Below are 12,910 nucleotides of genomic sequence, written 5' to 3'. Positions count from 1 at the left end.
GAGGAGCAGCCTGTTCCGGGCCTGCTCCCCGCGCTAGGATCGATGCACAGCAACGACGGCATACCGTCCAGGGATCGGGAGGAACGCCGTGAGCCATCATCCAGCTCTGCCCTATCTGCGCAATTCCGAGAAAGGCAAGGTCGTCACGGCGGCCGAAGCGGTCATGCTGATCCGCGACGGCGACACCGTCGCGACCGGCGGCTTCGTCGGCATCGGCTTTGCCGAGGAGATCGCGATCGCACTGGAGGAGCTCTATCTCTCACACGAGGGCGATGCGCCCTATACGCAGGGCAAGCCGCGCAATCTGACGCTCGTCTACGCGGCCGGCCAAGGCGACGGCAAGCATCGCGGCCTCAATCATTTCGCGCATGAAGGCCTGGTCCGGCGCGTGATCGGCGGGCATTGGGGCCTTGCCCCGAAGCTCCAGCAGCTTGCGATCGCCAATCAGATCGAGGCCTATAACCTGCCGCAGGGTGTCATCACGCATCTGTTCCGCGACATCGCTGCGCGCCGGCCCGGCCACATCACCCGCGTCGGCATGGGCACGTTCGTCGACCCCCGCAATGGCGGCGGCAAGCTGAATGCGCGCACCACCGAGGACATGGTGGAGCTGATCAAGATCGGCGGCGAAGAATGCCTGCTCTACAGGACGTTCCCGATCGATGTCGGGATCATCCGCGCCACGACGGGCGATCCCGACGGCAATCTCACCATGGAGAAGGAGGCGCTGACGCTGGAGGCGCTCGCGATCGCCATGGCGGCGCATAATTCCGGCGGCATCGTCATCGCCCAGGTCGAGCGCGTTGCCGAGAGCGGCAGCCTCAATCCGCGCCAGGTCAAGATTCCCGGCATCCTCGTCGATTGCGTCGTCGTGGCGAGACCTGAGAACCACTGGCAGACCTTCGGCACGCAATACAATGCGGCCTTCTCCAGCGAGATCCGCGTCCGCGCCGCCTCCCTGCCCGTGATGCCGGTCAGCGAGCGCAAGATCATCGCCCGGCGCGCCGCGCTCGAGCTCAAGGCCAACAGCGTGGTCAATCTCGGCATCGGCATGCCCGAAGGGATCGCTTCGGTCGCAAATGAAGAGCGGATCATCGATCTCATCACGCTGACGGCGGAGCCCGGCGTGATCGGCGGCATTCCGGCGAGCGGGATCGATTTCGGCGCGGCGATCAACACCCAGGCGGTGATCGACCAGCCTTATCAATTCGACTTCTACGACGGCGGCGGCCTGGATGCCGCCTTCCTCGGGCTCGCCCAGGTCGATCGCGCCGGCAACCTCAATGTCAGCAAGTTCGGGCCGAAGCTCGCGGGCGCCGGCGGCTTCATCAACATCAGCCAGAACGCCAAGGAGGTCGTCTTCGTCGGCACGTTCGGCGCCGGCAAGCAGCGCATTGCGGTGAACGACGGAAAGCTCGCCATCCTCGACGAGGCGAGGTCGCGCAAATTCGTCGACAGCGTCGAGCACGTCACCTTCAGCGGCCCCTTCGCGGCGGCGCGGGGGCAGCGCGTGCTCTATGTCACCGAGCGCTGCGTCTTCGCGTTGCGGCCCGACGGGCTCGAACTCATGGAAATAGCGCCCGGCATCGACATCGAGCGCGACATTCTGCGCCTGATGGATTTCAAGCCATTGATCCCGCGCGACCCTATCCTGATGGACACCCGCATCTTCCGCGACGGCCCCATGGACCTGCGCGAGCGACTGCTGACCATTCCGCTCGACCAGCGCTTCACGCTCGACGAGCAGCAGAACCTGTTCTTCGTCAACCTGGAACGATATCCGCTGCGCAGCAAGGCCGAGATCGATGCGATCGCGGCGCTCGTCGAGGCGAAGCTCGCCCCGCTCGGCCGCCGGGTCTACGCCATCGTCAACTACGACAACTTCTCGATCCTGCCGGAGTTGATGGACGACTATTCGGCCATGGTGCGCAGCCTCGTCGACCGCTTCTATTCCGGCGTGTCGCGCTACACCACGTCCGGCTTCCTGCGCATCAAGCTCGGCGAAGCCCTGGAGAAGCGCGGCGTCGCGCCGCACATCTTCGAGAGCGCGGAAGAGGCACAGTCGGACTGGCGGCAGATCGAGTCTGCCGGCAGCCCCGCCGCATCAGGCGACACGCGCGTGACACGGCAGGCCTAAAAATGATGCATGCTCATGTGCCGGCGCAGTCCGCCGGAAGGATGAATTGCAATGTTCGTAACGTTGTGCAACTCGCTGTTACCGAGAAACTTTGAATCAGGAGGGACCATCGTGCGTCGATCACTCATCATAACAACAACCATCCTCGCCCTCGCCGCGGGCACCTCCGCACGGGCCGACGACCTCAAGGTCGCGCTGATCTACGGCAAGACCGGTCCGCTGGAAGCCTATGCCAAGCAGACCGAGACCGGCCTGCAGATGGGTTTTGAATACGCCACCAAAGGCACCATGACGCTCGACGGCCGCAAGATCGTCGTCATCACCAAGGACGACCAGGGCAAGCCCGATCTCTCCAAGGCCGCGCTCGCGGAAGCCTATCAGGACGACAAGGCCGATATCGCGATCGGCACGACATCGTCGGCCGCAGCGCTTGCCATTCTCCCAGTCGCCGAGGAGAACAAGAAGATCTTGATCGTCGAGCCGGCGGTCGCGGACCAGATTACCGGCGAGAAGTGGAATCGCTACATCTTCCGCACCGCGCGCAATTCGTCGCAGGACGCGATCTCGAACGCGGTCGCGATCGGCAAGCAGGGCGTCACCGTCGCAACGCTGGCGCAGGACTATGCCTTCGGCCGCGACGGCGTCGCCGCCTTCAAGGAGGCGCTTGCCAAGACCGGCGCGACGCTCGCCGCCGAAGAATATGCGCCGACCTCGACCACCGACTTCACCGCGGTCGGCCAGCGCCTGTTCGACGCGCTGAAGGACAAGCCGGGCCGCAAGGTGATCTGGGTGATCTGGGCCGGCGCCGGCAATCCGCTGGCCAAGCTCCAGGACATGGATCCGAAGCGCTACGGCATCGAGCTCTCCACCGGCGGCAACATCCTGCCGGCACTCGCCGCCTACAAGGGCCTGCCCGGCATGGAAGGCGCCACCTACTACTTCTACGAGATCCCGAAGAACCCGGTGAACGACTGGCTGGTCGCCGAGCACCAGAAGCGCTTCAACGCGCCGCCGGACTTCTTCACCGCGGGCGGCTTCGCCGCCGCGATGTCCGTCGTCGCCGCCGTCACCAAGGCGAAGTCGACCGACACCGAGAAGCTGATCACCGCGATGGAAGGCCTGGAGTTCGACACGCCGAAGGGCAAGATGGTGTTCCGGAAAGACGACCATCAGGCGCTCCAGAGCATGTATCACTTCAAGGTCAAGGTCGATCCGAACGTCGCCTGGGCCGTGCTCGAGCCGGTGCGCGAGCTGAAGATCGAAGACATGGACGTTCCCGTCCGCAACAAGCGCTGAGCTCTCTTGCTTCACCTCTCCCGCCTGCGGGAGAGGTCGGATCGCATCGTGAGATGCGATCCGGGTGAGGGCTCTGTCCTCTTGGGCGTTCTCGCCTGCGGCGATACCCTCTCCCCAACCCTCCCCCGCAAGCGGGGGAGGAAGCGCAGCGTGATCGCGGATACATCTCCATTTTATTCGCCAAACTCGGTCGAAACATCGAATGACGCTCTCTCTCGAAACCCGCGACCTCACCATCCGCTTCGGCGGCCACGTCGCGGTCAACAACGTCTCCTGTACGTTCCGCCCCGGCGAGCTCACCGCCATCGTCGGGCCGAACGGCGCCGGAAAGACCACCTATTTCAACCTGATCTCGGGCCAGCTACGCGCATCGAGTGGCAGCATCCTGTTCGACGGCACCGACATCACCCAGCATTCCGCGCCGCTGCGCACCCGCGCGGGCCTCGGACGCGCCTTCCAGCTCACCAACCTGTTTCCGAACCTCACCGTGGAAGAGAACGTCCGCCTCGCGGTACAGGCGGCGAACGGCACCCATTACGACATGCTGCGGCCGTGGATGGTCCGCCGCGACCTGATCGCGCGCGCCGACGCCATCCTCGACCAGGTCGCGCTCGGTGGCCGCCGCGGCGTCGCCGCGACCGCGCTGTCGCATGGCGACCAGCGCAAGCTGGAGGTGGCGCTGATGATCGCGCTGGAGCCGAAGGTGTTCATGTTCGACGAGCCGACCGCCGGCATGAGCATCGACGAGGTGCCTGTCGTGCTCAACCTGATCGCTCAGCTCAAGCAGGACAGGAGCAAGATCATTCTGCTGGTCGAGCACAAGATGGACGTGGTGCGCTCGCTGGCCGACCGCATCATCGTACTGCATAACGGCCAGCTCGTCGCCGACGGCGTACCTGCCGAAGTGATCGCCTCGCCGATCGTGCAGGAGGCCTATCTCGGCATCGCACCGAAGAGCGCCGCATGACCGAGCTGTTGAAACTCTCCGGCGTGCACACCCATATCGGCCGCTATCACATCCTCCAGGGCATCGATCTCGTCGTCCCGCAAGGACAGACCACGATGCTGCTCGGCCGCAACGGCGCCGGCAAGACCACGACGCTGCGCACCATCATGGGCCTGTGGCAGGCCTCGAAGGGCGAGATCAGCCTCGCCGGGATGCGCATCGAGAGCCGCGCCACGCCCGACATCGCCCGGCTCGGCGTCGGCTACGTGCCCGAAAGCATGGCGGTGTTCTCCGATCTCACGGTGAAGGAGAACCTCGTGCTGGCGGCCCGCGACGGGCCGCTCGACGACGCCCAGCTCGACTGGATCTTCGGCTTCTTCCCGGCGTTGCGCCGGTTCTGGCTGTCGCGCGCGGGAAGTCTCTCGGGCGGACAGAAGCAGATGTTGTCGATCGCGCGCGCCATTATCGAGCCACGAAAGCTGCTGCTGATCGACGAGCCGACCAAGGGGCTGGCGCCCGCCATCGTCATGGCGCTGATCGAGTGCCTGAAGGAGATCAAGCGCAAGGGCGCCACCATTCTCCTGGTCGAGCAGAACTTCTTTGCCGCGCGCGAGCTCGGCGACAACGTGCTGGTCATGGACAACGGCACCATCGTTCATCGCGGCGAGATGGCGGCGCTCGCCGCCGACGTGCCGCTGCAGGAGCGGCTGCTCGGCCTGAGCCTGGAGGCGCATCAGTGACAGAACTTGCCGCAAACGATCCGCTGCCGAAGCCGAAGCGCGACATCGCGCCGATCCTGCTGCCGATCGCGCTCGCCCTCCTGGTGATCCCGCTGGTCGGCTCGCCCAGCACGTGGCTGACGCTGACCGCCGCGAGCCTCGCCATGGGCATGATGATCTTCATCATGGCCTCCGGGCTGACGCTGGTGTTCGGCCTGATGGACGTGCTCAATTTCGGTCATGGCGCCTTCATCGCCGTCGGCGCCTATGTCGCGACCCTGGTGCTGGCACCGTTTGCGGCCTCCATTCAGGCCGATTCGCTCTGGATGAACCTCGCGGTGCTGGCGCCGGCTGCGCTGCTGTCGATGGCGGTGTCCGGCGCGCTCGGCCTGATCGTCGAGCGCGTGCTGATCCTGCCGGTCTACGGCCAGCATCTGAAGCAGATCCTGATGACGACCGGCGGCCTGATCGTCGCCGAGCAGACGCTCTATGCGCTGTGGGGGCCGCAGATCATCCCGATGCCGCTGCCCACTTCGCTGCGCGGCTCCTTCATCCTCGGCGACGTCGCGATCGCCAAGTACCGCGTGCTGGCGACGCTGATCGGCCTTGCCGTCTTCATCGCGATCCAGCTCGTGCTCAACCGTACCAAGCTCGGCCTGCTGATCCGCGCCGGGGTCGAGAACCGCGAGATGGTCGAGGCGCTCGGCTATCGCATCCGCCGCCTGTTCCTCGGCGTGTTCATGACGGGCTCCGCGCTCGCAGGCCTCGGCGGGGTGATGTGGGCGCTCTATCGCGAGCAGGTCCACGCCTCCATGAGCGACGACCTCACCGTGCTGATCTTCATCGTCGTCATCATCGGCGGGCTCGGGTCGATAGGCGGCTGCTTCATCGGCGCGATCCTGGTGGCGATGGTCGCCAATTACGGCGGCTTCCTGGTGCCGAAACTCGCCCTCGTCTCCAACATCCTGCTGATGGTCGCCATTCTGATGTGGCGGCCGCGCGGCCTCTATGCGGTGACCAGCCGATGATGATCCTCTCAGGCGATCCGCCGCGCAGCCGCGTTCTCACGCTCGTCCTTGTCCTCATCATCCTGGCGCTGGCGGCGACGCCGTTCCTGTTTCCCGGTGCCAAGGCGCTGAACGTCGCGGCCAAGATCTGCGTCTTCGCCGCGCTGGTCGCCTCCTACGACCTGCTGCTCGGCTATACCGGCTCGGTATCGTTCGCCCACACCATGTTCTACGGCATCGGCAGCTACGCGATCGCGATCGCGCTGTACGGGATGGGTCCGAACTGGGCCGCGGTCGCAACCGGCATCGTCGTCGGCCTGCCGCTGGCAGCCCTGCTCGCGCTCGCGATCGGACTGTTTTCGCTGCGGGTCGCAGCGATCTTCTTTGCCATGATCACGCTGGCGGTCGCCTCCGCCTTCCAGGTGCTGGCCTCGCAGCTGTCCTGGCTGACCGGCGGCGAGGATGGCCGCAGCTTCCAGCTGCCCGAACTGCTGCGCCCCGGCACGGTGCTGATCTCCAGAAACCTGTTCGGCTTCGAGGTCAACGGCCGCATTCTCACCTACTACCTCGTGCTCGCCATCTCGGCCCTGATGATCCTCGCATTGCTGCGCGTGGTGAACTCGCCGTTCGGCCGCGTGCTGCAGGCGATCCGCGAGAACCGTTTTCGCGCCGAGGCGCTCGGCTTCCGCACCGTGTTCCACCTGACCTACGCCAACTGCCTCGCGGCCCTCGTCGCCGCCAGCGCCGGCATCCTGAACGCATTGTGGCTGCGCTACGCCGGCCCCGACACCTCGCTCAGCTTCTCGATCATGCTCGACATCCTGCTGATGGTGGTGATCGGCGGCATGGGCACGATCTACGGCGCGATCATCGGCGCCACCATCTTCATCCTCGCGCAGAACTATCTCCAGTCGCTGATGGGCGTCGCCTCCAAGGCGGCGTCGGAAGCCGGCCTGCCGCTGCTGCCGGGACTTCTGCATCCCGACCGCTGGCTGCTGTGGCTCGGGCTGCTGTTCATTGCCAGCGTCTATTTCTTCCCGACCGGCGTGGTCGGACGGCTGCGCAGTGGCGGCGGTGACAAGAGCGCGGGCGCCTCGCATTAAGTTGCCGTTAGTGATGCAGCGCAGCGATTGTTACGCGCATCGCGCAACCGCGGAGCGATTCCCGCCCCGCTGCATGCGGCCGGACCGCGCAACCGCATTAATGCTCAGGTAACCGGCTTTCCTAAGGTTTGGGCCATTTGTGCGGTGTATTCGTGTTCCTCCAGGGAGGGGGAATGCGCCAGGTCTTTTCCACGGTGGCAGCCGGAATGTCCTTAGCCGCGAAGAACGGCTGGGCGGCCTTGGCGCGGCGTGGTCCTGTCCTGTGGCTGACCCTGTGCGGCGTGTTGCTGGTCGCGGGGATCTTCGCCGTGACCGCCATGGCCGTCGGCGAATTCCGCGAGCGAACCCTCGCCAACCGCGAGCGCGAGCTGGAAAACACGGTGCAGCTGATCGCGCGGCATTTCGATCAGCAATTCGAGGATTCCGACGTCGTCGCCGCCGATCTGATCGGGCAGATGAACCTGCCGGGCATCGCCTCGCCCGGGATGTTCCGCGAGCGCATGTACGGACCTGCCACAAACCAGATGCTGCGCAGCAAGGTCAGCTCGGTCTCCTATCTCGGAGACATCGCGATCTACGATGCCGACGGCGAACTGATCAACTGGTCGCGGGCCCAGCCGTTGCCGAAGATCAACATCTCCTCGCGCGCCTACTTCCAGACCTTCAAATCGGACCCGATGGCCGAACCGGTGCTGCTGGAGTCCGTCCGCAGCTTCATCATCGGCAAATGGACCACGGTCGTCGCACGCCGGCTGAGCCTGCCGGACGGCACCTTCGTCGGTGCGATGGTCCGGCGGATCGATCCGGACAGCTACCAGAACTATTTCGCATCCGTGGCGCTCGCCGAAGGCACGGCGATCTCGCTGTTCGATCGCGAAGGCAAGATGCTGGCGCGCTATCCGCATGTCGAGGAGCTGATCGGCAGGAGCTTCAAGACCGCGCCGCTGATGCACAAGGTGCTGACCGAGGGCGGCCACCAAACGCTTCGCGTCAGGAGCCCGGTCGACGGCGAGGAGCGGCTTGGCTCAGCCGCGTCGCTGAACCATTTCCCGCTGGTCATCGTTGCCACCAACACCACGGCGGCGGCGCTTGCCGACTGGCGGCAGCAGACCGGCTTCATGGTCACGACGGCCGCGCTTTCGGCCGTCGTGATCGCGCTGATCCTCTTTCTGATCATCCGCCAGATCAACCGGCAGAACCGCGAAGCCCAGGAGGGAATCGAAGCGGAGCGGCTGCGGCTCGACACGGCCTTGAACAACATGTCGCAAGGGCTGATCCTGTACGACGCCGCCGGATACATCGTCACCTGCAACCGCCGGTACGCCGACATGTTCGGCCTCTCCCACGACGTCATCAAGCCCGGCTGTCACATCCGCGAGGCGATGTACCATCGCAAGGAACGTGACGCGTTCGACGGCGACGTCGAGGAATTTTGCGCCGACGTCATGAGGACCGTCGCCGAAGGCACGGTCTCCACAAGAACCCATCAGATCGCCAACGGCCGCGCCTTCCAGGTCATCAACACCCCGCTCGCGCAGGGCGGATGGGTCGCCACGATCGAAGACATCACCGAGCGCCGCAACCTGGAACAGGAGCGCGATCGCAACCACACCTTCCTGCGCGAGATCATCGACCATATTCCCTCGCGCATCACCGTGAAGGACGCCCACACGCGGCGCTACCTCCTGGCCAACCAGGTGGCCGAGGAACAACTCGTCACCGCCCCCGAGACGATCGTCGGCAAGACCGCGTTCGACCTTTATCCGACGGCCGCCGCCGAGATCATCACCCGGGACGACGACAAGCTGCTGCAATCGCCGGACGGACTATTTCTGGATGAGCACATCTGGAGCACCCCGACCATCGGACGGCGCTACATCACCTCGACCCGGATCGGCATTCGCGACAAGTCCGGCGAGCCGCGCTACATCATCAACGTCGTCGAGGACGTCACCGAGCGGCGGCGCGCCCACGAGAAGATCGCGCATATGGCGCACTACGATGCGTTGACCGACCTGCCGAATCGTACGTTGTTCCGCGAGCAGATCGAACGCGAGCTGGCGAAGGTCGCCGACGGCGGGCAGTTCGCGCTGCTCTACATCGACGTCGACGAATTCAAGGGCATCAACGATTCGCTCGGCCATCACGTCGGCGACGAGCTGTTGAAGGCGATCGCCACCCGCCTCCGTGGCTGCCTCAAGAAGAGCGACCTGATCGCGCGGCTCGGCGGCGACGAGTTCGCGGTGATCCAGACCGGAATCCAGTCCCGTGCCGACGTGCTGTCCTTCGTGACGCGGATCTACGAGGCGATCCGGCAGCCCTATCACTGTCTCGGCCACCAGCTCTCCACCGACGCCAGCATCGGCATCGCGCTGGCGCCGCAGGACGGCAACGATCTCGACCAGCTGATCAAGAACGCCGACCTCGCGATGTACGGCGCCAAGGCCGAGGGACGCCGCACCCACCGCTTCTTCGAGCCGGAAATGGACGCGTGCGCCAAGGCGCGCCTGACCATGGAGCAGGATCTGCGTCAGGCCCTGGTGAACGGCGGCTTCGAGATCCACTATCAGCCGCTGGTCGATCTGCGCTCGGGCGAGGTCTCCGGCTGCGAGGCGCTGCTGCGCTGGCGCCATCCCGAACGCGGCGCGATCTCGCCGGCGGAGTTCATTCCGATCGCCGAGGATACCGGCCTGATCAACGAGCTCGGCGACTGGGTGCTGCGCATGGCCTGCAACGAAGCCGCGACCTGGCCGGCGCATGTGCGGGTTGCGGTCAACGTCTCGCCGGTGCAGCTCAAATGCGACACGCTGGCGCTCAGGATCGCCGGCGCGCTCGCCGCCTCCGGGCTCGACCCGCGCCGGCTCGAGCTCGAGATCACCGAGGCCGTGCTGATCCGCGATGACGAGGCGGCGCTCGCGATCCTGCACCAGCTTCGCGCGATCGGCGTGCGGATCGCGCTCGACGATTTCGGCACGGGCTACTCCTCGTTGAGCTATCTGAAGCGCTTCCCGTTCGACAAGATCAAGATCGACCGCTGCTTCGTCGCCGACATCGCGGAGACGAGCGGCGCGCCCGTGATCGTGCAGGCGGTGGTGAACATCGCCGCCGCGAGCCACATGACTACGGTCGCCGAGGGCGTCGAGACCGAGGCCCAGCGCGAGCTGCTGCGCGCGCTCGGCTGCACCGAGATGCAGGGCTATCTGTTCAGCGCGCCGAAGCCCGCCAGCGAGGTGCGAAAGCTGTTCGGCCCGAGCCACGCCGTTGCGGTGGCGGCGGTGGCCTGAGATGGTGAGATCCGCATCGCCGTCATGGCCTTGCGGATCGCCCGTGGCGCCAGGGAGCCGGCGACCACGTCACCCTCAGCGTCGGCGTCGCCAGCCACATTCCCGGCGAGGCCGACGGCACCCCCGACCGGCTGCTGGGCCTGGCCGACCAGGCGCTTTATGCGGCAATACGGCTTGGCTGCGACAGCCTGCCGGTTCCTGGCCGCATTGCCCGCAAATCAACGTGGCCGAACACGGCGGAAGCGGTTGCCCACCCCTCGCCAATCGGCTAAATGAGGCCCCACTGCACCCGTAGCTCAGCTGGATAGAGCGTTGCCCTCCGAAGGCAAAGGTCACACGTTCGAATCGTGTCGGGTGCGCCAGCCTTGTCGCCGTCTTCACGCCAGCGCCTAGCTGAGCATCGAGATCATCGCCTGGATCTGGTCCGAGGCGGACGCGACCAGGCCGTCGTAGGACGTCTGGCCGTGTGCGGCGGCCTTCAGGATGCATTCGGCCACAGCCGCTTTCAGACCGAAGACCGATTGATGGGCCGGTACGCTCGCCATCACGGTCTCCAGCGCTTGACGCATCGTGCGAATGAGCTCGGAGCTGTATTGCATGGATTGTCCTCCGCGCCCTCATATTAGATCGCGTGCCCATGCTTGCCACTCACAAGCCTGAGACTGTTCTTTGAACCTGGTCGAGACTGAACGCCTCAATTCAAACGCCAGATGGCCGCATTGAGCAGGCCGGCCAACGCGACCCAGGCTGCGTAAGGCGCGAAAAGCATCGATCACCTCGCGCTTCTCTTTGCCCGATTGTATCATCTCTCCATGAGCGATTCCGGCACGGTGACGGGCGAAACCTCGCCCGTCCGCAAGATCATCCATATCGACATGGATGCGTTCTATGCGTCCGTGGAGCAGCGCGACAATCCGGACCTGCGCGGCAAGCCGGTCGCGGTCGGAGGCTCCGCCGAACGCGGCGTCGTCGCGGCCGCCAGCTACGAGGCCCGCAAGTTCGGCGTTCGCTCTGCCATGCCGTCGGTGACTGCGAAGCGGCAATGTCCCGACCTGATCTTCGTCAGGCCGCGCTTCGAGGTCTACAAGGCGATCTCCAGGCAGATCCGCGAGATCTTTGCCGAACACACCCCGATCATCGAGCCGTTGTCGCTCGACGAGGCCTATCTCGACGTGACGGAAAACCTGCAAGGCATTCCGCTGGCACGGGACGTCGCGCTGCGGATCCGCGAGAAGATCAAGGCCGAGACGGGACTCAACGCTTCGGCGGGCATTTCCTACAACAAGTTTCTCGCAAAACTCGCCTCCGATCATCGCAAGCCCAACGGCCAGTTCGTGATCTCTCCGGAGATGGGACCCGCCTTCGTCGAGGCGCTGCCCGTCGGCAAGTTCCACGGGATAGGCCCAGCGACCAGTGCGAAGATGAACGCGCTCGGCATATTTACCGGTCGCGACATGCGTAACCAGACGCTGGAGTTCATGAACGCGAATTTCGGCAAGGCGGGTGCCTATTACTATTGGATCTCACGCGGTGTCGACGAACGTCCGGTGCGGGCCAACCGGATCCGCAAGTCGATCGGCGCGGAGACCACGTTCCAGGCCGACCTCGACGAATTCGACGCGCTGGTCGCCGCGCTCAGGCCTCTCGTCGACAAGGTCTGGCGCCATTGCGAGGCGACCGGCAATCGCGGCCGCACCGTGACCTTGAAGATCAAATTTGCTGACTTCGAGATCATCACACGCAGCAGGTCCGCACCAACACCGGTTGCAGGCCGGGACGATCTGGAGCGGCTGACCTGCGGCCTGCTCGAAGTCGAGATGCCGCTGCCCAAGCGCGTCAGGCTGTTGGGCGTATCGCTGTCTGCCCTCCAGGACGGGGATGATCCGGAGCCGCAGCTGACTTTCGGTATTTGAACCGGATGGACGGTGACGGGATTTTTCAAACATCGCTTCCGAATGTGCCGCGCGCAACGACGGCTAGGAAACCAGCCTGGTGCGAAGCCGCCTGTACTCGTCATCCGTTACGGATCCCGCCTTTCTTAGCTGATCAAGCTTGGTAAGCTCGTCTGCAACGCTGAAGCCGACGATGTGCCGCAACTCCTCGCGCGCCCGCTGAGCTTGCTCGGCGTTACGTTCGGCCATGCTTCGCCCTTGCGTAATGAGGTATGCAAAGATGCCGAGGTAGGAGGTCAGAACCAGCGCGAGCACCCATAGTGCCTTGCCCCACCCGGAGATGTCGTGGCGCCTGAACAGGTCGCCATAGATGACGATGAGCAGCCAGAACCAGACGACGAATGCGAATATCGCAATCATGTCCATCAGGAAATTTCGGTACGTGAATCCCTCTTGAACGAAGAACATTGCAATCCCCTCGTTGAATTACCGTTCTCGATCCGTCGCTCCACTTAACGGCAGTACC

The 12,910-nt window shown here is 64.8% G+C and carries 10 protein-coding genes and 1 tRNA gene; 9 read left to right on the top strand and 2 right to left on the bottom strand.

Annotation, left to right across the window (positions count from 1 at the left end):
• The first annotated feature begins 88 nt into the window (after positions 1 to 88).
• The 8 genes from EI171_RS06865 (at position 89) to EI171_RS06830 (ending at position 10,854) form a co-directional block, all read left to right on the top strand.
• Positions 89 to 2,137 (top strand): acyl CoA:acetate/3-ketoacid CoA transferase, encoded by a 2,049-nt coding sequence (locus EI171_RS06865; protein ID WP_161532900.1) that lies wholly within the window; start codon positions 89 to 91, stop codon positions 2,135 to 2,137.
• A 111-nt stretch (positions 2,138 to 2,248) separates the two neighbouring features.
• A complete protein-coding gene (locus EI171_RS06860) occupies positions 2,249 to 3,433 on the top strand; it encodes a substrate-binding domain-containing protein (protein WP_028172584.1) in 1,185 nt (394 codons plus the stop codon).
• Between the two features lie 202 nt (positions 3,434 to 3,635).
• Positions 3,636 to 4,400 (top strand): ABC transporter ATP-binding protein, encoded by a 765-nt coding sequence (locus tag EI171_RS06855; protein WP_028172583.1) that lies wholly within the window; start codon positions 3,636 to 3,638, stop codon positions 4,398 to 4,400.
• Positions 4,397 to 5,119, top strand: a complete 723-nt coding sequence (locus tag EI171_RS06850) for an ABC transporter ATP-binding protein (RefSeq protein ID WP_011083707.1) — start codon at positions 4,397 to 4,399, stop codon at positions 5,117 to 5,119. Before EI171_RS06855 ends, EI171_RS06850 begins: the two co-directional genes overlap by 4 nt.
• Positions 5,116 to 6,126, top strand: coding sequence for a branched-chain amino acid ABC transporter permease (locus EI171_RS06845; RefSeq protein ID WP_161532899.1), 1,011 nt, complete (start codon positions 5,116 to 5,118; stop codon positions 6,124 to 6,126). Before EI171_RS06850 ends, EI171_RS06845 begins: the two co-directional genes overlap by 4 nt.
• A complete protein-coding gene (locus EI171_RS06840) occupies positions 6,123 to 7,208 on the top strand; it encodes a branched-chain amino acid ABC transporter permease (RefSeq protein WP_171463731.1) in 1,086 nt (361 codons plus the stop codon). The genes EI171_RS06845 and EI171_RS06840 overlap by 4 nt, the downstream gene beginning before the upstream one ends.
• Before the next feature lie 173 nt (positions 7,209 to 7,381).
• Positions 7,382 to 10,492, top strand: a complete 3,111-nt coding sequence (locus EI171_RS06835) for an EAL domain-containing protein (RefSeq protein ID WP_161532898.1) — start codon at positions 7,382 to 7,384, stop codon at positions 10,490 to 10,492.
• 285 nt (positions 10,493 to 10,777) lie between these two features.
• Positions 10,778 to 10,854 (top strand) — tRNA-Arg (locus EI171_RS06830).
• 27 nt (positions 10,855 to 10,881) lie between these two features.
• On the opposite strand, the gene EI171_RS06825 is transcribed toward EI171_RS06830, so the two are convergent.
• Complete coding sequence (locus EI171_RS06825; protein ID WP_060909506.1) at positions 10,882 to 11,091, bottom strand: hypothetical protein; 210 nt, start codon at positions 11,089 to 11,091, stop codon at positions 10,882 to 10,884.
• Positions 11,092 to 11,304: 213 nt separating this feature from the next.
• Here EI171_RS06825 and dinB point away from each other — a divergent pair, with 213 nt between their 5' ends.
• Entirely contained in the window at positions 11,305 to 12,405 is a 1,101-nt protein-coding gene (dinB, locus tag EI171_RS06820; RefSeq protein ID WP_161532897.1) for a DNA polymerase IV, read from the top strand.
• Between the two features lie 63 nt (positions 12,406 to 12,468).
• Here dinB and EI171_RS06815 read toward each other — a convergent pair whose 3' ends face one another.
• The gene (locus EI171_RS06815) at positions 12,469 to 12,852 is read right to left on the bottom strand and encodes an SHOCT domain-containing protein (protein ID WP_011083682.1); all 384 of its coding nucleotides are present in this window, start codon (positions 12,850 to 12,852) and stop codon (positions 12,469 to 12,471) included.
• Positions 12,853 to 12,910: the final 58 nt, after the last annotated feature.

The organism is Bradyrhizobium sp. LCT2 (assembly GCF_009931255.1).
Classification (GTDB): domain Bacteria; phylum Pseudomonadota; class Alphaproteobacteria; order Rhizobiales; family Xanthobacteraceae; genus Bradyrhizobium; species Bradyrhizobium diazoefficiens.
Note: the sequence above shows the minus strand (reverse complement) of the source record. Positions and strands in the feature narration are given on the sequence as shown.